General features: G+C 66.6%; 23 protein-coding genes. 10 read left to right on the top strand and 13 right to left on the bottom strand.

What is annotated here, in order from left to right; genetic code table 11:
• Window positions 1-3: 3 nt before the first annotated feature.
• A complete protein-coding gene (locus A5733_RS28105; RefSeq protein ID WP_255376488.1) occupies window positions 4-132 on the bottom strand; it encodes an Rv1535 domain-containing protein in 129 nt (42 codons plus the stop codon).
• Window positions 133-195: 63 nt separating this feature from the next.
• Here A5733_RS28105 and A5733_RS13870 point away from each other — a divergent pair, with 63 nt between their 5' ends.
• Window positions 196-468, top strand: a complete 273-nt coding sequence (locus A5733_RS13870; protein ID WP_076240535.1) for a hypothetical protein — start codon at window positions 196-198, stop codon at window positions 466-468.
• Window positions 469-475: 7 nt separating this feature from the next.
• On the opposite strand, the gene A5733_RS13865 is transcribed toward A5733_RS13870, so the two are convergent.
• Both A5733_RS13865 and A5733_RS13860 read right to left on the bottom strand, forming a co-directional pair.
• Window positions 476-1,276, bottom strand: a complete 801-nt coding sequence (locus A5733_RS13865) for a tyrosine-protein phosphatase (protein WP_076240534.1) — start codon at window positions 1,274-1,276, stop codon at window positions 476-478.
• Entirely contained in the window at window positions 1,273-2,487 is a 1,215-nt protein-coding gene (locus A5733_RS13860) for an acyl-CoA dehydrogenase family protein (RefSeq protein WP_198938820.1), read from the bottom strand. Before A5733_RS13860 ends, A5733_RS13865 begins: the two co-directional genes overlap by 4 nt.
• A 55-nt stretch (window positions 2,488-2,542) precedes the next feature.
• On the opposite strand from A5733_RS13860, the gene A5733_RS13855 reads away from it, so the two are divergent.
• On the top strand, window positions 2,543-3,016 hold the full coding sequence (locus A5733_RS13855; protein ID WP_067770078.1) for a nuclear transport factor 2 family protein: 474 nt from the start codon (window positions 2,543-2,545) through the stop codon (window positions 3,014-3,016).
• Here the strand turns inward: A5733_RS13855 and A5733_RS13850 are convergent.
• Window positions 2,962-4,275 carry an MFS transporter gene (locus A5733_RS13850; RefSeq protein ID WP_076240532.1) on the bottom strand — a complete coding sequence of 438 codons (1,314 nt, stop codon included), beginning with the start codon at window positions 4,273-4,275 and terminating at the stop codon, window positions 2,962-2,964. The two genes, A5733_RS13855 and A5733_RS13850, sit on opposite strands and share 55 nt — an antisense overlap.
• A gap of 46 nt (window positions 4,276-4,321) precedes the next feature.
• The gene (locus tag A5733_RS13845; protein ID WP_067770074.1) at window positions 4,322-5,203 is read right to left on the bottom strand and encodes a LysR family transcriptional regulator; all 882 of its coding nucleotides are present in this window, start codon (window positions 5,201-5,203) and stop codon (window positions 4,322-4,324) included.
• Between the two features lie 42 nt (window positions 5,204-5,245).
• On the opposite strand from A5733_RS13845, the gene A5733_RS13840 reads away from it, so the two are divergent.
• Together A5733_RS13840 and A5733_RS13835 are read left to right on the top strand one after the other, a co-directional pair.
• Window positions 5,246-5,896, top strand: coding sequence for a response regulator transcription factor (locus tag A5733_RS13840; RefSeq protein WP_082957702.1), 651 nt, complete (start codon window positions 5,246-5,248; stop codon window positions 5,894-5,896).
• Window position 5,897: 1 nt separating this feature from the next.
• Complete coding sequence (locus A5733_RS13835; RefSeq protein ID WP_076240531.1) at window positions 5,898-7,064, top strand: sensor histidine kinase; 1,167 nt, start codon at window positions 5,898-5,900, stop codon at window positions 7,062-7,064.
• 6 nt (window positions 7,065-7,070) lie between these two features.
• Here A5733_RS13835 and A5733_RS13830 read toward each other — a convergent pair whose 3' ends face one another.
• Window positions 7,071-8,693 (bottom strand): LCP family protein, encoded by a 1,623-nt coding sequence (locus tag A5733_RS13830; RefSeq protein ID WP_076240530.1) that lies wholly within the window; start codon window positions 8,691-8,693, stop codon window positions 7,071-7,073.
• 92 nt (window positions 8,694-8,785) lie between these two features.
• Between A5733_RS13830 and A5733_RS13825 the strand changes: the two genes are divergently transcribed.
• Window positions 8,786-9,694, top strand: a complete 909-nt coding sequence (locus A5733_RS13825) for an alpha/beta fold hydrolase (RefSeq protein WP_076240529.1) — start codon at window positions 8,786-8,788, stop codon at window positions 9,692-9,694.
• Between the two features lie 94 nt (window positions 9,695-9,788).
• Here the strand turns inward: A5733_RS13825 and A5733_RS13820 are convergent, their stop codons facing one another.
• From A5733_RS13820 to A5733_RS27920, 3 genes are read right to left on the bottom strand one after another with little or no spacing between them, the layout of a single operon-like run.
• A complete protein-coding gene (locus tag A5733_RS13820; RefSeq protein WP_076240528.1) occupies window positions 9,789-10,928 on the bottom strand; it encodes an acyl-CoA dehydrogenase family protein in 1,140 nt (379 codons plus the stop codon).
• A 47-nt stretch (window positions 10,929-10,975) separates the two neighbouring features.
• A complete protein-coding gene (locus A5733_RS13815) occupies window positions 10,976-12,136 on the bottom strand; it encodes an ROK family transcriptional regulator (RefSeq protein ID WP_076240527.1) in 1,161 nt (386 codons plus the stop codon).
• 32 nt (window positions 12,137-12,168) lie between these two features.
• Window positions 12,169-12,942 carry a hypothetical protein gene (locus A5733_RS27920; protein WP_233152687.1) on the bottom strand — a complete coding sequence of 258 codons (774 nt, stop codon included), beginning with the start codon at window positions 12,940-12,942 and terminating at the stop codon, window positions 12,169-12,171.
• On the opposite strand from A5733_RS27920, the gene A5733_RS13810 reads away from it, so the two are divergent.
• Window positions 12,920-15,037 (top strand): Ig-like domain-containing protein, encoded by a 2,118-nt coding sequence (locus A5733_RS13810; protein WP_233152686.1) that lies wholly within the window; start codon window positions 12,920-12,922, stop codon window positions 15,035-15,037. The genes A5733_RS27920 and A5733_RS13810 overlap by 23 nt on opposite strands.
• Window positions 15,038-15,102: 65 nt before the next feature.
• Here A5733_RS13810 and A5733_RS13805 read toward each other — a convergent pair whose 3' ends face one another.
• The 4 genes from A5733_RS13805 to A5733_RS13790 form a co-directional block, all read right to left on the bottom strand.
• Complete coding sequence (locus tag A5733_RS13805; protein ID WP_076240525.1) at window positions 15,103-15,483, bottom strand: RidA family protein; 381 nt, start codon at window positions 15,481-15,483, stop codon at window positions 15,103-15,105.
• Window positions 15,484-15,567: 84 nt separating this feature from the next.
• Window positions 15,568-17,007: a Re/Si-specific NAD(P)(+) transhydrogenase subunit beta gene (gene pntB, locus A5733_RS13800; RefSeq protein WP_076240524.1), complete on the bottom strand. Its 1,440-nt coding sequence runs from the start codon at window positions 17,005-17,007 to the stop codon at window positions 15,568-15,570.
• Window positions 17,008-17,043: 36 nt separating this feature from the next.
• Entirely contained in the window at window positions 17,044-18,570 is a 1,527-nt protein-coding gene (locus A5733_RS13795; protein ID WP_076240523.1) for a Re/Si-specific NAD(P)(+) transhydrogenase subunit alpha, read from the bottom strand.
• A gap of 107 nt (window positions 18,571-18,677) precedes the next feature.
• Window positions 18,678-19,691: a magnesium transporter CorA family protein gene (locus tag A5733_RS13790; protein WP_142253996.1), complete on the bottom strand. Its 1,014-nt coding sequence runs from the start codon at window positions 19,689-19,691 to the stop codon at window positions 18,678-18,680.
• A gap of 104 nt (window positions 19,692-19,795) precedes the next feature.
• Between A5733_RS13790 and A5733_RS13785 the strand changes: the two genes are divergently transcribed.
• The 4 genes from A5733_RS13785 to A5733_RS13770 form a co-directional block, all read left to right on the top strand.
• Entirely contained in the window at window positions 19,796-20,398 is a 603-nt protein-coding gene (locus A5733_RS13785; RefSeq protein ID WP_076240590.1) for a DUF3159 domain-containing protein, read from the top strand.
• Between the two features lie 146 nt (window positions 20,399-20,544).
• Entirely contained in the window at window positions 20,545-21,405 is an 861-nt protein-coding gene (locus A5733_RS13780) for an ABC transporter permease (protein WP_076240521.1), read from the top strand.
• On the top strand, window positions 21,402-22,433 hold the full coding sequence (locus A5733_RS13775; protein WP_076240520.1) for a glycine betaine ABC transporter substrate-binding protein: 1,032 nt from the start codon (window positions 21,402-21,404) through the stop codon (window positions 22,431-22,433). Before A5733_RS13780 ends, A5733_RS13775 begins: the two co-directional genes overlap by 4 nt.
• Window positions 22,414-23,176, top strand: a 763-nt coding sequence (locus tag A5733_RS13770; RefSeq protein WP_142253988.1) for an ABC transporter ATP-binding protein, incomplete at its 3' end; no start/stop codon positions are given. The genes A5733_RS13775 and A5733_RS13770, both read left to right, overlap by 20 nt.

Below are 23,176 nucleotides of genomic sequence, written 5' to 3'. Positions count from 1 at the left end.
GGATCAGTCGTCGACGTCGAGTACACCGCAGCGCCACAGCACGGCGTACAGCTCCCGCAACGGGAGAACCAGGACGCGCGATACCGCGTCGGTCAACGGATCGGACGGAGCGCCGGAGCCGGAAGTTCTCACGCCTCTCACGGTGCGAAGCCGAGATCTCGAGAAATCGAAGTCGACGTGACCGAAAGGTGAGCAATGGCCGAAAAGTCGAAATCAACCCAGGGTCAGCGTGGCGCCGTGCACACGGTGCGCCACGCGCGCGGATTCGCTGTGACGCTGCCCTTGGTGGGCCGGGTGAAGGTGCCTCACCCCGAGCAGCTGGCCTATTACGGTGCGCTGGGCATTCTGGCCGCGGTCGAGATCATCGACTGGCCGGTTGCCTTGTTGCTCGGTGCCGGGCACATGCTGATGCAGAACGAGCACAGTCAGACGGCGCGGGAGCTGGGTGAGGCGCTAGAGGAGGCGTGACCCGCCGCTATCCCAGCAGGTTCGTCCGCAACGCCGTGATGGTCTCCGGGGACACGCCGGCCGCCTCCACGAAGCCGCTCACTGAGCCGAAGTCCTGCACCAGCCGGTCCCACGCGGCGGCCAGGTACTCCTCCCGCACGCCGAGCACCTCGTCGGTCAGCCGGGCCTCGGCGTAGGTGACCATCTCCGGCGCATCCTGGGCCCGGGCCCGCACCGAGTCCATGATCCGGTTACGCAGGGCCGGGATCGCGGTGTTGCTGGCCAGGAAGTCGGCGATGATGCGGTCGCGCTCGACGCCGACGGTCGCGAGCACCGTGGCCACGGTGAATCCGGTCCGATCCTTGCCCGCGAAGCAATGTGCGATCACCGGACGGTCCTGGGCCAGCATCGAAATCACCTCGCGCACCGCGGCGTGCGCGCCGGGGAGCGTCGGGAACTCCTCGTACACCTCGGTCATGTACCGCCGGGCCGCGGTGGCGACGTCCTCGTCGTCCCCGGATTCCGACATCACCCGCTGAAAAGTGTTCTCGTGCGGCGCATCCTGGTTCGACGGGTCGTCGGGGTGGAACGGCAGCAGGTGTACGGCCACGCCGTCGGGCACCTGCCCCGAACCTTGCCGTTGCACCTCCTGGTGCGACCGCAGATCGGCGACATCGGTGATGCCGAGCCGACGGAATACCGCCCGGCCCGCGTCCGAGAGCTGGCTGAGCAGACTGGAGCGGTAGAGCAGCCCCGGTCGGATCGCGGTCTCGCCCGCGACGTCCCGAAAATTCCACGCCCCCGACAGTTCCCCCAGCTCGACGGTCATTTTGTGGCCGCCGTCGCCAGCGGCGACTTCTCCCGCCCCAACTCAGCACGGGCGATGGTGCGCATGTGCACCTCGTCGGGTCCGTCGAACAGCCGCATGGCGCGGTGCCAGGCGTACAGCCGAGCCAGCGGGAAGTCGTCGCTGACCCCGGCTGCGCCGTGGACCTGGATGGCCCGGTCGAGGACGTTGCAGGCGATCTGCGGGGCGACCGACTTGATCTGGGACACCAGCACGTGGGCGGCCTTGTTGCCCTCCTGGTCGATGGTCCACGCGGCTTTCTCGCACAGCAGCCGGGCCTGATCGATCTCGTTGCGGGACTTGGCAATCGACTCGCGCACCACACCCTGCTCGGCCAGCGGCTTGCCGAACGCCACTCGCTTCTGCACCCGGTCGACCATCAACGCCAGGGCCCGCTCAGCCGCACCGAGGGCACGCATGCAGTGGTGGATGCGGCCCGGCCCCAGCCGGGCCTGCGCGATCGCGAACCCGCTGCCCTCCTCGTGCAGCAGGTTCTCGGCAGGCACCCGCACGTTGTCGAACACGATCTCGCAGTGTCCGTGCTGATCCTGCCAACCGAACACCGGCAGCGAGCGCTGGATGTCGACCCCCGGAGTATCCACCGGCACCAGGATCATCGACTGCTGCTGATGCGAGGCGGCGTCGGGATTGGTGCGACCCATCACGATCAGGATCTTGCAGCGCGGATCGGCCGCACCGGTGATCCACCACTTGCGCCCGTTGATCACGTAGTCCGCGCCGTCACGCAGCATCGTCGTCTCGATATTGCGGGCATCCGAGGACGCCACGGCCGGCTCGGTCATCGCGAACGCACTGCGGATCTCGCCCTTGAGCAGGGGTTCGAGCCACTGTTTGCGCTGCGCCTCGTTGGCGAACAGGTGCAGCGTCTCCATGTTGCCGGTGTCGGGCGCGGCGCAGTTGAGCGCCTCGGGAGCGATCTCCATGCTCCACCCGGTCAGCTCGGCCAGCGGCGCGTACTCCAGGTTGGTCAGCCCGGATTCCGAGGGCAGGAACAGGTTCCACAGGCCCAGCTCGCGGGCCCTGACCTTGAGTTCCTCCACCACCGGGGGGACCGTGTGATCCTTCGGGCCCTTTTCCTCGCGATAGGCGTGGTAGGACGCCTCGGCCGGGAGAACATATTCGGTCATGAAGTCGGTGAGCCGGGAGTGGTGATCAGCCGCCTTGGCCGACATCGCGAAGTCCATGGCAGCCACGATAGCCACATGGTTAGACAGGTAGAAAGGTGGCATGACCGGAAGCTCCGCTGGAAGCCGCCCGCCGTTCCCACCCTTCACTTTGGACACCGCGCTGCAGAAGGTTCAAGCCGCCGAGGATGCCTGGAACACCCGCGACCCGCAGCGGGTCAGCCTGGCCTATACGCCGGATTCGCATTGGCGCAACCGTGACCAGCACATCCTCGGGCGCGAACAGATCGTGGAGTTTCTCACCGCCAAGTGGGAGCGCGAACTGGATTACGTTCTGCGCAAAAGTCTTTGGGACTTTCGGGAGAACCGGATCGCGGTGCGGTTCCAGTACGAATGGCACGACGCCGGCGGTCAGTGGTACCGCAGTTACGGCAACGAGCTGTGGCAGTTCACGCCGGAGGGGCTGATGTCGCGCCGTGAGGCCAGCATCAACGACGTCCGGATCGAGGAGTCGCAGCGGCGCTACTTCGGCCCGCGCCCGGAATCGGAGTACGGCCGCGACATCGAGCTCTGGTAGTTGCGCGGCTCGCCGCTCTGGTAATTACGCGGCTCGCCGCGGTGGTAATTACGCGGCTCGCCGCGGTGGTAGCCGAGCGTGCAGGCCAGCGCCCCGGCCAGCACCGCCAGCCCCATCACGGTGGCGGCCACGGCCGGCCAGCCCGCCGCGTCGAACGCCAGGCCGCCGACCCAGCCGATGACGCTGGACCCGGCGTAATAGAAAAGGTTGTACAGCGACGAGGCCTGGGCCTTGCCGGTGCCGGCGGCGACGCCGACCCAGCCGGATGCGATGGCATGCGCGCCGAAGAACCCGGCGGTCGCGATCACCAGCCCGGCCAGCACCGCGAAGACGTTGCCGGCCAACGTGATAGCGACACCGGTGACCATCGTGGCGATCGAGCCAAGCAGCACGGCCTTGCGGCCGAACCGGCCGGCCTCGGCACCGGCCCGGGCCGAGGCCCAGGTGCCCGACAGGTAGGCCAGAAAGACCAGGCTGACCACGGTCTGCGGCAGTCCGAACGGCGCCGCCATCAACCGGAAGCCGAGGAAGTTGTACATCGCCACGAACCCGCCCATCAGCAGGAAGCCCTGGCTGTAGAGCACCAGTTGGCGGGGTGAACGTAGGTTGTCCGTCAGTCGCCGGAGCAGGTCGTGGGTGCGGGCCGGGGTGAAGCCGCGCGCGGGCGGGGCCAGCTTGACGAAGGCGAATGCCGACAGACCGCACAGCACCGCCACCACCAGCACGCCGACCCGCCAGCCGGCGAACTCCGCGATCGGTCCGGTGACCAGGCGGCCCGCCAGCCCGCCGATCGTGGTGCCCGCGACGTACGTGCCTGCCGCGCGGGCGGCGTGCCCGGCATCGATCTCCTCGGTGAGGTAGGCGATCGCGACGGCCGGCACCCCGCCCAGCATCAACCCTTCGGCCAGCCGGCCGGACAGCAGCAATTCGGTGTTCGGGGCCATCGGCACGATCAGGCCGAGAACCGTTGCCGCGGTGATGGATATCGTCATCGCCTGGACGCGGCCGATGCGGTCGGCCAGGGCCGACCACGGAATCACGCCCAGCGCAAGACCAACCGTGGCCGCCGAGATGGTCAGGGCGGCGTGCGCGGCGCCGGTGCCCAGGTCGCGCGCGATCAGCGGCAGGACGGCCTGCGGCGAGTACAGCTGGGCGAAGGTTGCGACGCCGGCGCAGAACAGGGCCGCCAGCAGACGTCGGTACTCAGTCGAGCCACGCGTGTGCCCCTGCCACTGGACGGAGGTGGGGGAGGTGGTCACTCAGTCGACGGTAAGTCGCAGGCAAAGATGTGTCCAATGCATGGAATTAGTCACCCTTATGCACATTCTGCATAAGGAAGTCGGCCAGGCGGGCCGCCGCCGGCGGGAGTTGCCGGTCGGCGTTCCAGGTCAGACCGATCTGGCGTTTGGCCGAGCTCTCTGACAGCGGCACGTACGCGGCGCCCGGTTCGGTGCGCCCGGGGCGGGGCACCGGGACGACGGCAACACCGAACCCGGCGGCGACCAGGCCTTCCATGGTCGGAATCTCCATCGCCTCGAACACCACCGTCGGCGCGATCCCCGCTTCGGCCAGCAGTTCGTCGGTGAGTTGGCGCAGCCCGAAATCCGGCGCCAGTGCGATGAAGGGCTCGGCGCCGGCGTCGGCCAGCCGGATCCGCGCCCGACGGGCGAACCGATGTTCGCGCGGCACCGCCAGGCACAGCCGTTCCACATACAGCCCGCGCCAGCGAAAGCCGTCCGGCCGCGGTGAGGTGATCGCCAGGTCGGCTTCGCCGTTGGCCAGGCGTTCGACGATGTGGTGCGCGGCCCCCTGGAACAGGTCGAAGCGCACCAGCGGCGCCTCGACCCGGAACCGGCGCAGGAGATCCGGTACGAACCAGCCGGCCTGCGAATGCAGGAACGCCAGCCGCACGGTGCCGGTGTCGGGATCGCGAAGCTCGGCGATCCGCTCGGTGGCCGAACGGATTTCGGCGATGCTGCGGCGGGCATGCTCTAACAGGATGTGCCCGTAGGCGTTGAGTCGCAGCCGCCGGTGCACCCGGTCGAACAGCGGCACCCCCACCTGCTCCTCGATCCGGGCCAGGGCGCGCGACAGCGTGGGCTGGCTGATGCCGAGTTCGGCTGCGGCGTCGGTGACATGCTCGGTTTCAGCGAGCACCACGAACCAGTGCAGCTCGTCGGAATGCATACGGCTGACTCTAAACGCGCTGATCACCGGGCGGGCTGTGCGATGCTGAGCCGCATGACCGGCAAGGTGCGGGTGGTGGTGGGTGATGACCACCCGATGTTCCGCGAGGGCGTGGTGCGCGCCTTGACCTCCAGCGGCGAGATCGACGTGGTGGCCGAGGCCGACAACGGTGCCGACGCATTGGAATTGATCCGAACCCACCGGCCGCAGGTGGCGCTGCTGGACTACCGGATGCCGCAGCTCGACGGGGCGCAGGTGGCCGCCGCGGTCAGCCGCGACGAGTTGCCGACCCGCGTTTTGTTGGTCTCGGCACATGACGAGTCGGCCATCGTCTACACCGCGTTGCAGCAGGGCGCGGCCGGGTTCCTGTCCAAGGAATCCACGCGCAGCGAGCTGGTGAACGCGGTGCTGTCCTGCGCCAAAGGACGTGACGTCCTCGATCCGAACCTGGCCGCCGGACTGGCCGGTGAGATCCGTCGCCGCAACGAGCCCGACGTGCCGGCGCTGAGCCCGCGCGAACGCGAGGTGCTTGATCTGATCGCCAAGGGTCGTTCGATCCCGGCGATGGCCAAAGAGCTGTATCTGGCTCCGTCCACGGTGAAGACGCATGTGCAGCGGCTCTACGAGAAGTTGGGCGTAAGCGATCGCGGTGCGGTGGTCGCCGAGGCGATGCGCCGCCGGCTGCTGGACTGACATGGGCAACGGGCGCGTCGTCGAGTTCTTCACCACTCAGCCCGTCCGGGTCTCGGCCCTGCTGCGGCTCCCGTTGATCGGATTGATCGTGGTGCTGGTCTCGGTGTGGGAGGTCGACCACTGGTTGCCGGCCCTGTACGCGGTGATCCTGAGTGTCTATGCTGCCGTGGCGGTGCTGTGGCTGGTGGTGGTGTTCCGCGGACCGATGCCGCCGTGGGCCGAATGGGCTTCCACCGCAGTCGATGTGCTGGTGCTCGTCACGTTGTGTGCCGTCTCCGGTGGCGCCACCGCCGCGCTGCTGCCGGTGTTCTTCCTGCTACCGATATCCGTTGCGTTCCAAGACCGTCCGTGGCTCACCGCGCTGCTCGGTGCCAGCACGGCGCTGGGTTACCTGGCGGTGTGGATCTTGTACTCCAAGCGCGACGATAACGTCGGCCTGCCCGACATCGTCTACATGCACGTGGGGTTTCTGGCCTGGCTGGCGGTCGCGTCGGCCGCGTTGTCGTTCGTGTTGGCCCGCCGGTCCGCCCGGGTGCAGGCGCTGCAGGAAGTCCGGCGCCAGTTGGTGTCGGAGTCCACCCGCGCCGACGACCTGCGCAATGCCGAACTGGCCGAACACCTTCACGACGGACCACTGCAAACCCTGCTGGCCGCCCGCCTGGACCTCGACGAGATCCGGGAACACAACCCCGATCCGGGGCTGGATCGGGTGCATGCGGCACTGCAGGAGACCGCGGCCGGCCTGCGGTCCACGGTGACGGCACTGCATCCGCAGGTGCTGGCACAGCTGGGCCTCACGCCTGCGGTGCGGGAACTGTTGCGCCAGTACGAGAATCGTCCAGATCTGACGGTGCGGGCAGATCTCGAAGATGTGGGCCACCCCGACGGACAGGCGCTGCTCTACCGCGCAGCCCGCGAACTGCTGTCCAACATCAACAAGCATGCCGGGGCCCGCACGATCTCGGTGGGTCTGCACCCGTCGGGCGGGCGGGTCCTGCTGACCGTGGCCGACGACGGTTGCGGCTTCGACCCGTCGACCGTGAGCCGGGCCGTTGCCGAGGGACACATCGGCCTAGCCTCGCTGCAGGTCCGCATCGAGGCCATGGGCGGCTCGATGGCCATCAGTTCCGAGCTCGGCTACGGCACACAGGTGCGGGTCACGTTGTAGCCGCGGCTACTTCACACACGGAACGCCGGATACTTTCATCTGGCTCAGATCCGTGGGCGCCGCGGATTTGGTGCCGGTCGCCGTTGCAGCCACCGTGGTCACCGGTGTGCTGGAGGTGGTCTCCTCCGTCGACGTCGCGGCGGTCGAATCCCAGCTCGAGTCCGTGCTCGAATCCCACTGCGACTCCGAATCGCTGGATCCGGTCAGGTACTCGTCGCCGGGGAAGTCGGTGCCCAGCGTCAATTGCACTGTCCCGGGTACGATCTCGGAGGACGGGGTGGTCATCAGACCGAGTTCCTCGGCCAGTGACTGCGCGGCGTCCTCGGCGCCGGTCCCGTAGTCGATCGTGGTGACGGCCGCCAGGGATTCGGCGTCACCGATCTGTCCCTGAATGAATCCCTCTGCCCCGAAGGTGGTTTCGAGTTGCGCCGCCAAGCCGGTGTAGGTGGAGGCGTTGATCACGTCGAGCACCGCACCGTGTCCGTCGAGCACATGCGCGGGTGCGGTAGGGGCGGTGCTCCCGTGGCCGGTGTCGCTGACCAGGTCACGGACGATGGCCCGGATCGTCGGGACGTCGACGATGTTGATGTCCTCGCCGAGCGAGTTCTGGCCGAATTCCTTGATCGGCAGGGTGTAGAGCGTGGGCGGTTCGCCGGTCAAGGCTGAGGCGCGGCTGGCGAAGCTGGCCAGGTCGAAACCGGAGTCCAGCGCGACGTTCTGCTTGGTGACGTCAAGCAGCTCACGCAGCTTGCTCGGGCTGGACAACGCGCCGCTCTTGCCGAGGGCCGATACCAGTGCGGCGATGAACGCCTGCTGGCGCCGGGTGCGGTCGAGGTCGGTGAAGTTCTCGTCGTTGATGTCGCGACGCTGACGAACGAAGGCCATGGCCTGTGCGGCGTCGATCTGCTGAACTCCCTTGCGGAAGTCGGCTCCCGAGTACGGGTCTGCGGTATCGGCGTTGAGGCAGACGGTGATCGGTGCCACCGCCTTGGCGATCTGGAAGAAGGCGCCGAGGGTGACCTCGACGAAATGGTCGATCGGGATGCCCAGCAGGTTTCGGACCGTGGCGATCTGGGCTCGGCGCCCGGCTTCGCGGGCCTGCTGCTCGTGCGTCGACGTGTCTTCTTCGGAATCGGACTCCAGTGATTCCATCTCGCGTTGGTAGGCCCAACCGTAGGCCTGCTTGATCTTGCCCTTGCAGGGGTCGACGTCGCAGCCCGCCAGCTCGACATAGTCGTCGCGGGGGATGGAGAACGCGGTGGCCGGGCTGCCGTCACCGGGCAGGTGCACCACGATCAGCACATTGGCGTTGTATCCGCCGACGGTCTCGTCGCCGGCGTGCAGTGCCTGATAGATGTCCTCGGGGAGCGGGTTGCCGTGCTGATCCAGCCGGCTGTCCAGGCCCATGATCAGAATGTTCTCGGTGTCCCCGGTGGAGACCGGTCCGCCTTCGAGCGCATTGGACGTCGTGATGCCGTCCAATGCGCCGTGGTAGGTCACCCAGCCCATACCGGTTCCGGCCAGCACAGCGGCCGCGGTCAGACCGATGGCGGCACGGCGGGCGACCTGCACGCCCCGTCGCGGCATCCGGTGCCGGGGAGCATTGGTGGCGTGCGCAGGTGCATTCATGGCACCTGCCATTATGAGGCCGTTCGCTGAAGCTGCTCGCACCGGGGAAAATCCCTGGTCAATTCGGCTGTCACAGCATTACCGTGCGCACCATGAAACTGCGCATCGCTGTGGGCATGCTGGTGCTGGCGGTGCTCGCGCTGCTGTTGAACGAACTCCTGGTGACCAGGGCACATCGCCCGGCCGAGGCGTCGGCCGGCGGACATGTGCTGACCTTGGACGGACCGGATCTCAACGTGCGGGAGTACGGACCGCCGGGGGAGCGCGCGGTGGTGTTGTTGCACCGGTATTCGGCGTCGATCGAGTGGTGGGATCGCGTGGCCTCGCACCTGGCCCGCGATCAGCGGGTGATCGCGATCGACCTGGTGGGCCATGGTGGCTCCGAGGCACCCAACGACGCGGCGGACTACGCGGCCGAGGGGCAGGCCTCCGCGGTGCACGACGCTCTGGTGGCCTTGGGCGTGCGCGAGGCCGTGTTGGTCGGGCATTCGATGGGCGGAAAGGTCGCCGCTGCGTTGGCACAGCAGCACCCCGATCTGGTGGAGCGCATCGTGGTGTCCGACACCCCCGGCGCCGACGATCTGGTCACGATGCCCCTCCTCGGAGCGATGGTGTGCTGGCCTGTCATCGGGCCTGCGCTGGATCGGTTCCGCAGTGTCGACGCCATCACCGAAAGCTCCCTGCAGACTGGGTTCGCCGCTGACTACCCGGTGCCGGAGTTTGCCCATCGTTCGCTGGAGAGCCTCACCTACGCCGGAGTCTGTGATTCGAAAGCCGAGGCCTCACCCGTCGCGGAAACACTTGCCGCACTGGACAAGCCGGTACTCGTGCTGTGGGGCGAACACGACGTGCTGACCCCGACGGAGCCCAACGTCGCGCGCTATACGGCAGCCGGGCTGCCGCCGGTGGTCATCAAAGATTCGGGGCACAGCCCGATGGTCGAGCAGCCCGAGCAGTTCCTGGCCGCGGTCACCGACTTCGTCAGGAGCCCAGCGCTCTAGTCCCTCCGCGAGCAGTCACAAACCCGTACTGTTTCGCCCGAAAAGCTACCGGTTTACGTCTGCTCGCGGCACTCAGGAGCCCAGTCCGCGGCACTTAGGAGCTGAGCCCCCGCGAGATGACCAAGCGCTGAATCTGATTGGTGCCCTCGAAGATCTGGGTGATCTTGGCTTCGCGCATGTACCGCTCGACCCGGAAGTCCCGTGTGTAGCCCACGCCACCGAACACCTGCACGGCATCGGTGGTGACTTTCATGGCGGCGTCGGTGGCGACCAGTTTCGCCACACTGGCTTGCGTGGAGTACGGCAATCCGAGATCGCGGCGGCGCGCGGCATCCAGGTAGGTGGCCCGCGCACTGACCACCGCGGCGGCCATGTCGGCCAGCAGGAACCCGAGGCCCTGATGGTCGACGATCTTGCGGCCGAACGTGGTTCGCTCATTCGCGTACCGGACCGCCTCGTCCAGTGCGGCCTGGGCGATGCCGACGGCCACCGCGGCGATGCCGAGCCGGCCGGAGTCCAACGCGGAGAACGCAATCGACAGACCCTGGCCCTCGGCGCCGATCAGCCGGTCGGCATCCAGACGGGCGTTGTCGTAGAAGGCCGACGTGGTGGGCACCGCGTGCAGACCCATCTTCTCCTCGGGTTTGCCGAAGCTCAGCCCGTCGAGATCCCCGGGCACCAGGAAACAGGAGATGCCCTTCGACCCTTCGCCCGTGCGGGCGAACAACGTGTAGAAGTCGGCCTTGCCGCCGTGGGTGATCCAGGCCTTGGAACCGTTGAGCACATATGCGTCGCCGTCGCGGGCGGCCTTGCAGTTCAGCGCGGCGGCGTCGGATCCGGCCTGCGGCTCAGACAGGCTGTAAGCGCCGATCTGTTCCCCGGAGAGCATGCCGGGCAGCCAGCGCTGCTTCTGCTCGTCGGTGCCGAACACCAGCAGCGCGTGCGACGACAGGCTGTGCACGCTGACCGCGACGCCGATGGCGGCCCAGCGCGCGGCGATCTCCTCGAGAACCTGCAGGTAGACCTCATACGGTTGCCCGCCGCCACCCCACTCCTCGGGTTGAGGCAGGCTCAGCAGCCCGGCCGCGCCGAGCTGGGCCATGACGCCCTCGGGGTACTTCTCGTCGCGTTCGTACTCGTCGACGATCGGGTCGAGGACCTTGTCGGCGATGTCACGGGTGAGCTCGATGAGGTCACGAGCCTCATCGGAGGGAAGTAGGCGGTCCACCGGCATAGTTGCATCTCCTAGTTTCTCGGTAGGACTGTACCCAGCCGCCTGGTCTACGGTGTCGGGGTGTGCACCAGGCCGGCGATGTCTGGATCGAGTTGTTGCAGCGCGACGATGACCGCCACCCGGTAATCCCGGCCGATCTGGGACCGTACGGTCGCCGTGCGGCCACGTCTTTCGGGCGGCCGGATCTCCTCGATGCGTGTTTCGAGGGCGTCGATGAGGTCCTCGAACTCGGTGATGAGCCCGGACAGGATCAGAACCTCCGGATCGAGAACCGCCTCCATCAGGATGGCGGTGTGTGCAATGCGATCGATGACCTCCCGAATGAGTTTCTGGGCGTTCGTGTTTCGGCTCGTTTCCTGCGCCACGGCGTCGAGGTCGATATCCTTCAGTGGCACACCTTCGGTGTGCGGGGCGACCGATTGCATGGCGTGTAGCGACATGCTGGCGTTGACGCAACCGGTTCTGCCGCACGAACATTGGGCATCACTGCCCGAGACCGGCATGTGTCCGACTGCTCCGGCCACCCCCGTCGCCCCCGTGTACGGCCGTCCGCCGATGATCAGGCCGACATTGACATGTCCTCCACAATCAAGCACCAGTGCCGAACGCACCTCCCGGGCATCGCCGGCGATCGTCTCGGCCAGCGTCATGGCTTGCGTGGTGTCCTGCACCGCCGTCGGTATGCCGAGCGCGCGGGAGATCGGTCCACCCAGCTCCACGCGGGACCAGCCGAGTGATGCGGATTCGACGACCAATCCCGTTGTGCCATCAATGAATCCGGGCAAACAGATTCCGGCGGCGGCGACCGGACCCCCACTGGGGTCGTCGATCAGCTGCGTGGCGATCCGGATGATCGAACGGATCACCGATGCCGGGGTCCTTCCGGGGGTAGGGGTCTCGTCTTCACGGAAGATCGTGCCGGTCGCGTCGGCGACGACGACACGCGCGCGACGCTCGTCGATCCAGATGCCCAGCACTCGTCGGGCCTGGGGGTTGCAGCCGAGCAGTTTGCGTGGACGACCGCGGTAACCCGGCCCCTCGACGCGGGAATCCAGCTCGACAAGGGTGCCGTCGTCGATCAACTCGCCGACGATGGCCGTGATCGAGGGCCGGCTGAGGCCCAGTTGGTCGGCGAGGTCGGCTCGGGCCAGCGGTCCCTCGGTTCGAAGCAGGTGAACGACGCGCTGGCGATGCAGCAGGTGCAGCACCTGCTTTTCCCGCCGCGCCGATTCTGACCGGTTCAGCAGAACCTCCTTGACGCCTCGAACAATATCTTGCTATTAAGTTCGTCACAGAAATTAAATAGGCATCTAGGGCATCGGAGCCGCGCCATGACCGCTAGCAATCCGCTCATCAATCCCTCGTTCACCTCGCGTTCGTCGAGCGCGCCGGCAAGCTCGACGCCGTCACGTCGAACATCCCAAACTACCGCGCGTATCGGTGCATACAGCGGTGTCGTGGTGACCGGTTGGCTGGTCGCAGCACTCGCCACCGGCGTTGGCGTCGCCGCTGCGGATACGACCGGAACCTCCTCGTCGGACTCCTCGACGACGAGTGCGGCGAACTCGGCGTCGTCCGGAGAGGACTCGGCGGTGAAGCGAGCGGGGTCCGGCGCCACAGACAAGACCGGCCCCACGGTGGGGAAGGCCAAGAAAGCCGGCAAGCCGAAGCGGCAAGGAAAGACGTCGTCCGCCCGGGAGGTGGCGCCTGGCGTCACCGTCTCGAGCAGTGGCGGGGCGCAGCACACCGATACCGACAGCGACACAAAAACCGCAGGCGCCCAGGAGGAACCGAGCAAGACAACGTCGTTGTCCGAGGCGATCGAGGCGCCCTTGAAGGCGCTGTCGTCGATACCAGACAAAGTTCGGTCGACGGTGCTGGACCTCTCGTTGCACAGCGACAAGCCGAGCGTGGCGGCGCCGGACCCCACACCGAGGGTTGCCTCTTCCCATACCTCGGACACTGCACAGTCGGCCGCACCGGTGAGTCGAGTGGACGTCAGCGAGACGATCAAGAGGTCAGTTGAGCGCGTCGAGGAGGTCACGGGCACGATCGCCGACACGGTTTCGGAGCAGATCACCGAGAAACTCGCCGTGCCGAAGCTGGCGGCTACCGTGCGTGAGGCCAAGTCGTTCGCCGTGTCGAGTGGTACGAAGGCACAGATCGCCACTGCCGCGGTGGTGACGCCGAAGAATCAGGTGGCCACGCCGGATCCGGCCGGCGTGCTCAACGGGATCGTGACGAATCTGCTGAATCCGTTCCTGGCGCCGTCCCCGGATTCTCCTGAGCCGTTCACCCCGATGGCGTGGGCAGTGTTGGGCTGGGTGCGGCGCAATCTGTTCAATCAGGCGCCGGTGATCAGCAGCCCGACGACCACCGTGCAGACCGGGCAGACGGTGACCGGCAACATCGGGGTGACCGATGCCGAGGGTGACGCATTGACGTATACGGTGACGAAGGCGCCCGAGCATGGCACCTTGACGATCGATCAGAAGACGGGTGAGTTCACCTACACCCCCGACGACATCAACTACGATGCGGCGCAGACGGATACGTTCACGGTCTCGGTCACCGACGGCAACCGGGTCAATCTGCTCAGCCTGTTCAAACCCCGGACTGCGCAGCAAGATCTCGACGTCACCGTGCTCAATCCCACTGTCGAGCGGGTGATCCTGAACCTGCCCGACGGCATCACGAAGCCCAACACCCCGCGGTTCTCCGAAGACGGGCAGTCCATCTACTTCGGGGCCACGCCCGCCGACGGCGGCCGCCAGGAGATCTACCGGATCAGCGTCGACGGCACGAAGGTGGAGTGCATCACCTGCGGTGTGTCCACAGAAGTCACCGCCGGCTTGTCGAGAGTTGTTCCCTTCCAGGATGGTTCGGGACGATTGATGATCCAGGTGACAACCAGCCCGAACTCCTATGTCGTCTACGAAGAGGGTGTCGACGGCAGGCGGCTGGTTCCGGTCATCACCCCACCGGCCGGCGCACGCGTTCTCGATCCTCAGCGTGAGATGCGGATCTCGCCCGACGGAACGCATGTGCTGTTCAGCCAGATTCAGATGACGCCGCAGGGTCTCATCACCGCGGTACCGGTGGTCGGCAAGCTGCAACGGACAGACGCCGGTTACGAGATTGCCGACGCCCGGGTGGTTTACCCCGTCGGCGAGGGTAAACAGTGGACGCCGGACGGCAAGGGCGTGATCATCCTCGGCGGCCGCTATGAGGCGGGCAATGTCGACGACATCGTGGTTGACCTGGAGACCGGCGAGGTCACCCGGCTGACCGGCAATCTCGACTACGACGAGGACACCGACCTCTCACCGAACCAGGAATGGATCGCCATCGGCAGTACCCGCGGCTACGGCGCCCTCACGCCGATGACGCGAATTGTGCGGCCGGCGTTCTTGCCCGCCGACATTCAGGGCGCGGTGTACCAGGCCTATGCCGGCTCCTCGGATGGCATGAACATCTCGAACCAGGAGTGGGCACTGGCGGTCGAGGATGACCTGAAGGGCGAGAACGGGATTCCATTGTTCGTCGACGGCGACGGATACACCGCGCGCAGCATGGCGAGCTGGAACAACACCGGAGACGCGGTGAGCTTCTGGGAGGCCAGTCCAACCGGCGAATCCCGGCTCGTCATCGCCAACCTGAAGTACACCACCAGCGTTGGGCCGGTGGAGGGCGATCGGGTGACGCCGGATCCCACCTGGGCGCCTGAACTCAAGACCTACGTCCCGAGCGCGGCGCCGCTACCGCCGACAGGAACGTATGCCGGCGCGGGCGGTGGTACCGCGGTCGTCAGTGAGGTCACCGATGCCACGGGCCACATCACTCGCACGGTCACATATACCGATTACGTCAACGAAGCCGGGATGATCCTCAACGGCACCGAATCGACGAACACCACCGCCAGCCAGTCATCCATCCACTACCTCGCCGATATCACCGTGACCGGTGAGCACACCGGGTATCTGAAGGCGGATGCCACCATCAACAAGCTCCAGCGAACGATCACCGGCAACATCACCTCTGATCTCGACGGTGACGTGCAAAGCATCGTCGACCAGGACAGGATCGACGAGGACCGGGCGAACATGTAGTCCCTCGAACGCCCCGACCGCTCCGGCCCGCTCACCCACAGTGAGTGCGTCGGAGCGGTTGGCGTTCAGCGCATCCGGGCGAGGATCTGAATCTCGACCAACGCCCCCAACACCAGCTCGCTGACACCGACCGCGGTCCAGGCCGGATAGGGTGCCGCCACGAACTCGTCTTTGACCTCGCCGAAAAGCTGGATGTGTTGCTGCAGGCCGACGTGGTAGCTGGTGATCGAAACGACGTCGGCGAACGTCAGGCCGGCCTCGGCCAACAGTCCGCGCAGGTTCTCGAACGCCAGCGTGAACTGGTCGCGTGGGTCGTCCGGCAAGGACATGTCGGGACGGATGCCCATCATTCCGGAACAGCGCAGGTGCTCGCCGTCGATCACCGCGGGCGCGTAATGGTGGACGTCGTACATGTGCTGCATCCACGCCGGCACAACGATTTTCATGGGTCGATTCTTATCCGCGAACAGACACAAAACCGTCCCTCTTCCGAGAAAAAGGGACGGTTTTGTGTCTGCTCGGCAGTGAAACTAGACGCGCTCCGGAGCGGGCAGGGCCGCCAGGATGTCGTTGACGCGGTCACGGGCGTCGCCGAAGAGCATCTGGGTGTTCTCGCGGAAGAACAGCGGGTTCTGCACACCGGCGTAGCCGGAGGCCATGGACCGCTTGAACACGATGACGTTGTCGGCGTTCCACACGGTCAGCACCGGCATGCCAGCGATCGGGCTGCCCGGGTCTTCGGCGGCGGCCGGGTTGACGGTGTCGTTGGCGCCGATGACCAGGACGACGGAGGTGCCGTCGAAGTCGTCGTTGATCTCGTCCATCTCCAGCACGATGTCGTAGGGCACCTTGGCCTCGGCCAGCAGCACGTTCATGTGCCCGGGCAGGCGACCGGCGACGGGGTGGATGCCGAAGCGCACGTTGACCCCGCGCTCACGCAGCTTGCGGGTCAGATCGGCCACGCCGTACTGGGCCTGCGCGACGGCCATGCCGTAGCCCGGGGTGATGATCACCGAGTCGGCGTGGGCGAGCAGCTCGGCCGCACCTTCGGCGTTGATCTCGCGGTGCTCGCCGTAGTCCTTGTCCTCGGCCGGGCCGGCCTCGATCCCGAAACCGCCCGCGATCACCGAGATGAACGAGCGGTTCATGGCCTTGCACATGATGTAGGACAGGTAGGCACCGGAGGAGCCGACGAGGGCGCCGGTGATGATCAGCAGGTCGTTGCCGAGCAGGAAGCCCGAGGCCGCCGCGGCCCAACCCGAGTAGCTGTTGAGCATCGAGACCACGACGGGCATGTCGCCGCCGCCGATCGAGGCAACCAGGTGCCAGCCCAGCAGCAGGGCCAGCACGGTGACCACCACGAGCAGCCACAGGTGCGGATCGATGACGAACCACACGGTCAGCGCGATGAAGACCACCAGCGCGCCGACGTTGAGGGCGTTCTTGCCGGGCAGCATCAGCGGGGCGGACTTGATGCGCGCCGAGAGCTTGAGGTTGGCCACGATCGAACCGGTGAAGGTCACCGCACCGATGAACACGCCGATGAACACCTCGGCGGAGTGGATGCCCAGCATGCCGTCGCGGGCCAGCGCTGCGGCTTCGGCGCCGGCGGGGTCACCTTCGACGTGCAGGTAACCGTTCCAGCCGACCAGCACGGCGGCCAGACCGACGAAGGAGTGCAGCAGGGCGATCAGCTCGGGCATGCCGGTCATCTCGACGACCTTGGCGCGCCACAGGCCGATCGCCGCGCCGACGATCATCGCGCCGACCAGCAGGGCCAGGCCCAGCGGTTCGATCTTGCGGTCGAAGGCCAGCGCGACGGTGGCGATCAGGGCGATCGCCATACCGGCGATGCCGAAACTGTTTCCGGCGCGCGAGGTTTCGTGTTTGGACAATCCGGCCAACGCCAGGATGAAGAGCAGTGCTGCGACGACGTAAGCGGCCGTGGCAACGTTTTCTAAGGTGAGCATGGAATCCGTTCCAAAGTTCTTGTGGGCACGCAGGTTCTAGCTGCGGGAGAACATCGCGAGCATGCGACGCGTCACCGCGAAGCCGCCGAATACATTGATGCTGGCCAGCAGGATCGCTGCGCAGGCCAGGACGGTGATCGGGAGGTTGCCGTGGCCGATCTGCAGCAGTGCGCCGACGACGATGATGCCCGAGATCGCGTTGGTCACCGACATCAGCGGGGTGTGCAGCGCGTGGTGCACATTGCCGATTACGTAGTAACCGATCACGATTGCCAACGCGAACACCGTCAGGTGCACCTGCAACGCCGCCGGGGAGGCCGCGATCAGCGCGAAGATCACCGCTGCCGCGGCGAACGTGATCCCGAGCCGACGCCCGGTCGACATCGGCGGCTTCTCTTCCTTGACCACCGGGGCCGCGGCCGGCTGGGCGGCGGCCGGGGCCGCCGAGACCTGCACTGGCGGTGGCGGCCAGGTGATCTCCCCGTCGCGCACCACCGTCACCGAGCGTTGCACCACGTCGTCCCAGTCCAGGACGACCTTGCCGTCCTTCTCCGGGGTCAGCAGCTTGAGCAGGTTCACCAGGTTGGTGCCGTAGAGCTGTGAGGCCTGAGCGGGCAGACGCCCGGCCAGATCGGTGTAGCCGATGATCGTCACACCGTTGTCGGTGACGATCGCCTGGTCCTTGACCGTGCCCTCGACGTTGCCGCCGTTGGCCGCGGCCATGTCGACGATCACGCTGCCCGGCTTCATCGAGGCCACCATCTCGGCGGTGATGATGCGCGGTGCGGGCTTGCCGGGGATCAGCGCGGTCGTGACGATGATGTCGACGTCCTTGCACTGCTCGGCATACAGCGCGGCCTCGCGCGCCTTGTAGTCGTCGCCCATCTCCTTGGCGTAGCCGGTGGCCGACACCTCGGCGGCTTGCGGATCGACAGCCAGGTACTCGCCACCCAGGGAAGCAACCTGATCGGCCACCTCGGGGCGCGGATCGGTGGCGCGCACCACCGCACCCAGGCTGCCGGCGGCACCGATGGCGGCCAGGCCGGCCACACCGGCACCCACGACGAGCACCTTGGCCGGGGGCACCTTGCCGGCTGCGGTCACCTGACCGGTGAAGAACCGGCCGAACTCATGGGCGGCCTCGATTACCGCGCGGTAGCCGGCGATGTTGGCCATCGACGACAGCACGTCCAGCGACTGGGCGCGGGAGATACGCGGCACCGCGTCCATGGCCAGCACCGTGATCGGGCGGGCCGACAACTTCTCGACAAGCTCGGGCTTGAGCGCAGGCGAGATCAGGCTGACCAAGGTCGCACCATCGCGCAGCTTGGCGATCTCGTCATCCTCAGGTGCATTGACCTTCAACACCACGTCGGCGTCCCAGGCCTGGCCGATCTGCGCACCCGCGTCTACGTAGGCCCCGTCGGCAAAACTCGAGGCGGCACCCGCGCCAGACTCCACGACTACTGTGTAGCCGAGCTTGACAATCTGCCCGACGGTTTGAGGTGTGGCAGCAACGCGCGTTTCCCCAGGCAGGGACTCGCGCGGTATCCCGATGATCATCGACTCCGGTCCGATCTGTTGGTTGGACTGGAGAAGAGTCTCCCATCTGCGTAACCGCTGTTGCGCTCCCCCCTCGAGGGCGGGCCCGCGAAGTTCCTACTGAATCGTTACAACCAGTCACGGCGTTTGAACATCACGTACAGCAATACGACGAGCGCCACGATCAGGGCGCTACTGACGACGAACCCGGCCACGGTGTCGATTCCCGGGTAGGTCACGTTCTGTCCGTAGAAGCCGGTGACGGCCGTGGGCACCGCGATGATCGCGGCCCACCCGGTGAGCTTCTTCATCACCGTGTTGAGCCGGGCGTCTTGCAGTGACAGGTTGGTCTCGAAGACCGTGGTCACCATGTCCCGCAGGGATTCGGTCCACTCCGAGGCCCGCAGGACGTGGTCGTACAGATCGGCATAAAGGGGATCGAGTTCGGGCGAGGTGGGTGAATCCAGCCTGCGGTGCTGAATGGTGCTGACCACTTCGCGCATCGGCAACACCACCCGCCGCAGCTCGACGAGGTCCTTGCGCAGTGTGAAGGTCCGCCGTTGCAGGCCGCGCCGGGGACCGCGCTCGTCGAACAGTTCGTCTTCAAGGGATTCGATGGCGTCGTCGAGTGCCTCGACGGCTTCGAAGTGCCCGTCGACGACGACGTCGAGCAGGCCGTGCACGAGTGCGCCGACGCCGTAGCGCTGGCCACCGAGATCGTCGAAGCGGCGCGACACCTCGTTGACGTCGAACTCTGTGGCCGCACCGTTGACACTGGGCAGCCGGACGGTGATGAGACCGCGCGGCAGGACGAATGCCGAGATGCGGTGTTTCACCAACTGCGACGTGGACGGCTCGGCGTTCCCATCGGGCTCCCGGACGTCCACCGCATACACCGTGAAGAACGTATGTGTGTGGTACACAGACGCTTTCGTGCGCTCCTTGGGGGCGACGGCATCTTCGACGGCCCACGTGTTGAGGCCGAGTTCCTTGGCGAGTTCCCGAAGCGCCTCGTGATCGGGATCGTAGATGTCGGCCCAGATCAGCGTGTCCTCGTCGGCCAGGCATTCGGAGATGGCCGAGAACGTGAAACCGTCGACCGGTTTCCCGGACCGCCAGATGCGTCCCTGCACGTGTCTCACATCCATCAGTCAAGCACCGCGGGATCGTTGCAGCGGTAGCCACGCGCGTGCTCGGTACTCTCGATGGGGACCTGCCCGATCTTGAACGCGAGGCCCAATATCCGATGAAGGATTCCCCACTCGACGGACTGATGGCCCGTGTCGGCGGTGTCAGCGGCATGGTCTATTCGGCGCTGCCGGTGACCGTGTACGCGACGGTCTCCGCGCTCTCGGGGCGGGTGCCCGCGATCATCGCCGCGCTGGTGACCGCGGCCGTCGTCCTCGGCTGGCAGGTGCTGCGCCGCGAGTCCGTCAGACCGGCGCTGTGGGGATTCGTCGGGGTGGCGGCTTGTGCGCTGCTGGCCCTGGTGACCGGGCAGGCCAAGGACTTCTACCTGCCGGGCATCTGGATGTCGCTGGCCTCGGCCATCGTGATGACCGGCTCGATCCTCGTCGGGCGTCCCCTCGTCGGGGTGATCTGGGCCTGGGCCACCGGCCGGGACGGCACTTGGCGCCAGGTCCCCGGGGTGCGGCTGGTCTTCAATGTCGTCACCGCGGTCTTGGCGACGGTGTCCTGGTCGCGCTTCCTGGTGCAGAACTACCTCTACGACACGGGCCAGGACGGGCTGCTCGCGGTGGCGCGCCTGGCGATGGGGTGGCCGCTGTTCGTCGTCACCACGACGCTGGTCCTGCTCAGTGCCCGCTACGCGATCCGCGCGACCACCTGAGCTGCCGATAAAACTCACCGGGATTTCAGCCCTTCACCACGGCGATCCCGGCCGGTACCAATACCCGGGTGAACGAGACGCTGCCCGGATGCTGTCGTCGCTGAAGCCTTGAACCCCCCGCTTCAGCAACAGAAAGCAGTCCAGAAGTGTCTGTCTTCGTCGATATCACCGCCGGCGAGTCCGAAGCCGAGCCGCGTCGGGTCGCGCCGTCATCCCGCGGGCGTTTCCCGCTGATCCACCTCGCCCTGCCAGTGCTGTCGGTCGTGGTGTTCCTCGCGGTGTGGCAACTGGTGGCGTGGGCCGGCATCTGGAACCAGACGTTCGTGCCGTACCCGTCGGCGGTCTGGCGCGCCTTTCTCGACGTCTCGACCACCCACGACGGCGTCCGCGGCTACGCCGGATACCTGTTGTCCGAGCACCTTTACATGACGCTGCGCCGAGTGTTGGCCGGTGTGGTGATCGGCGTGGTCCTCGGCGTGCTGCTCGGACTGCTGATGGGCTCGGTCGGGTGGTTGCGCAGCGTGCTCGAACCGTGGTTGACGTTCCTACGAGCGCTGCCGCCGCTGGCTTACTTCTTCCTGCTGGTGATCTGGCTGGGCATCGACGAGGCACCCAAGATCACGCTGCTGGCGCTGGCAGCGTTGCCACCGGCCGCGGTCGCCACCACCGCGGCCGTGGTGGCCGCGCCGGTCGGATTGCAGGAGGCGGCCCGGGCGTTGGGCGCCACCCAGGCCCAGGTGATCCGCGACGTCGTGGTGCCTTCGGCATTGCCGGAGACCTTCACCGGAATCCGCCTGGCTGTCGGCATGGCCTATTCGTCGGTGGTGGCCGCCGAACTGTTCAACGGTATCCCCGGTATCGGCGGATTGGTCAAGGACGCAAGCAATTACAACAACACCCCGGTCGTGCTGGTCGGGATTTTCGCCATCGGGATCTCCGGTCTGGTGATCGATGGAGGTTTGCGCGCCGTGGAGCGGCGCGCTGTTCCCTGGAGAGGACGGATATGAAATTCAAGTCATTGCTGGCCGCCGCCGCGATCTCGATGGTCGCGCTGTCCGGCTGCGCGGTGGACCACTCCGGAGACAACTCCACGAAACCCACCATTCGCTTTGGCTACCAATCCTTTCCGAGCGGAGATCTGATCGTCAAGAACAACAAGTGGCTCGAAGAGGCATTGCCGGATTACAACATCAAGTGGACGAAGTTCGATTCGGGCGCCGACGTCAACACCGCGTTCGTCGCCAAGGAACTGGATTTCGCCTCGATCGGCTCCAGCCCGGTCGCCCGTGGTCTGTCCGCGCCGCTCAACATTCCGTACCAGGTGGCGTTCGTCCTCGACGTCGCCGGGGACAACGAGGCGCTGGTGGCCCGGGACGGCGCCGGCGTCAACTCCATCGCCGATCTGCGCGGTAAGCGGGTCGCCACCCCGTTCGCGTCGACCGCGCACTACAGTCTGCTAGCCGCTCTGGCCCAGAACGGCTTGTCGCCCAATGATGTTCAGCTGATCGATCTGCAGCCGCAGGCCATCCTCGCGGCCTGGGACCGCGGCGACATCGCCGCGGCCTACAGTTGGCTGCCCACCCTCGACCAGCTACGCAAGACCGGCAAGGATCTCATCACCAGCCGGCAGCTGGCCAAGGACGGCAAGCCGACGCTGGATCTCGCCGTGGTGTCCGACGAGTTCGCCGACGCGCATCCCGAGGTCGTCGACATCTGGCGGCAACAGCAGGCGCGTGCGCTGGATGTGATCCACAACGATCCGCAGGCCGCAGCCAAGGCGATCGCCGCCGAGGTCGCCCTGAGCCCGGAAGATGTTGCCGGACAATTGAAACAGGGTGTCTACCTGACCCCGGACGAGGTGGCCTCACCCGAGTGGCTCGGCACCGACGGCGCGCCGGGGAACCTCGCTGCCAACCTGCAGAGCGCCTCGCAGTTCCTGGCGGATCAGAAACAGATTCCCGAGGCAGCTCCGCTGCAGACGTTCTCCGACGCCATCTACACGAAGGGGTTGCCCGATGTCATTGCCAAACAGTGACGTTGCCGGTGGCCTGAAGATCAAAAACGTCGCCCACCGTTACGGGCGTGGAGCGCAGGAGGTCACCGCGCTCGGTCCGGTGGATCTCGATGTCGAAGCCGGATCGTTCCTGGTCCTGGTGGGGGCGTCGGGGTGCGGTAAGAGCACGCTGCTGCGGCTGATCGCCGGGTTCGAAACACCGCAGGGCCAGGTGGAGGTGTCCGGCACCCGCCCGACGCCTGGCGTCACTTCCGGCGTGGTGTTCCAGCAACCACGGTTGTTTCCGTGGCGCACGGTGGGCGGCAATGTGGATCTGGCGCTCAAGTACGCCGGTGTGCCGCGTGAACGACGCTCGGAGCGCCGCGAAGAGCTGCTGGAGCGCGTCGGGCTGGAAGGTACCGCTCGCCGCAAGATCTGGGAGATCAGCGGCGGGCAGCAGCAGCGGGTGGCGATCGCCCGGGCGCTGGCCGCCGAGACGCCGCTGTTCCTGCTCGACGAGCCGTTCGCGGCGCTGGATGCCCTGACCCGTGAGCGGTTGCAGGAAGACGTCCGCCAGGTGAGCGCGGAGTCGGGCCGCACTACGGTTTTCGTGACGCACAGCGCCGACGAAGCGGCGTTCTTGGGGTCGCGGATCGTGGTATTGACCCGGCGGCCGGGAAAGATCGCGCTGGACCTGCCGGTGGAGTTGCCGCGAACCGGCGTCGACGCGCACGAACTGCGACGTTCGCCGGAGTACCTCAAACTGCGGACGGATGTGAGTGACG

The organism is Mycobacterium sp. NS-7484 (assembly GCF_001953975.1).
Classification (GTDB): Bacteria; Actinomycetota; Actinomycetes; order Mycobacteriales; family Mycobacteriaceae; genus Mycobacterium.
This window is presented reverse-complemented; position numbering and strand designations above follow the sequence as displayed.

Coding starts and splice junctions, on each gene's coding strand:
- A5733_RS13795 (WP_076240523.1), bottom strand. CDS start 18,570: ATGATCATCGGGATACCGCGCGAGTCCCTGCCTGGGGAAACGCGCGTT.
- A5733_RS13830 (WP_076240530.1), bottom strand. CDS start 8,693: ATGAATGCACCTGCGCACGCCACCAATGCTCCCCGGCACCGGATGCCG.
- A5733_RS13840 (WP_082957702.1), top strand. CDS start 5,246: ATGCTGAGCCGCATGACCGGCAAGGTGCGGGTGGTGGTGGGTGATGAC.
- A5733_RS13775 (WP_076240520.1), top strand. CDS start 21,402: ATGAAATTCAAGTCATTGCTGGCCGCCGCCGCGATCTCGATGGTCGCG.
- A5733_RS13835 (WP_076240531.1), top strand. CDS start 5,898: ATGGGCAACGGGCGCGTCGTCGAGTTCTTCACCACTCAGCCCGTCCGG.
- pntB (WP_076240524.1), bottom strand. CDS start 17,007: ATGCTCACCTTAGAAAACGTTGCCACGGCCGCTTACGTCGTCGCAGCA.
- A5733_RS13825 (WP_076240529.1), top strand. CDS start 8,786: ATGAAACTGCGCATCGCTGTGGGCATGCTGGTGCTGGCGGTGCTCGCG.
- A5733_RS13845 (WP_067770074.1), bottom strand. CDS start 5,203: ATGCATTCCGACGAGCTGCACTGGTTCGTGGTGCTCGCTGAAACCGAG.
- A5733_RS13870 (WP_076240535.1), top strand. CDS start 196: ATGGCCGAAAAGTCGAAATCAACCCAGGGTCAGCGTGGCGCCGTGCAC.
- A5733_RS13785 (WP_076240590.1), top strand. CDS start 19,796: ATGAAGGATTCCCCACTCGACGGACTGATGGCCCGTGTCGGCGGTGTC.
- A5733_RS13805 (WP_076240525.1), bottom strand. CDS start 15,483: ATGAAAATCGTTGTGCCGGCGTGGATGCAGCACATGTACGACGTCCAC.
- A5733_RS13865 (WP_076240534.1), bottom strand. CDS start 1,276: ATGACCGTCGAGCTGGGGGAACTGTCGGGGGCGTGGAATTTTCGGGAC.
- A5733_RS13855 (WP_067770078.1), top strand. CDS start 2,543: ATGACCGGAAGCTCCGCTGGAAGCCGCCCGCCGTTCCCACCCTTCACT.
- A5733_RS13860 (WP_198938820.1), bottom strand. CDS start 2,487: ATGTCGGCCAAGGCGGCTGATCACCACTCCCGGCTCACCGACTTCATG.
- A5733_RS13820 (WP_076240528.1), bottom strand. CDS start 10,928: ATGCCGGTGGACCGCCTACTTCCCTCCGATGAGGCTCGTGACCTCATC.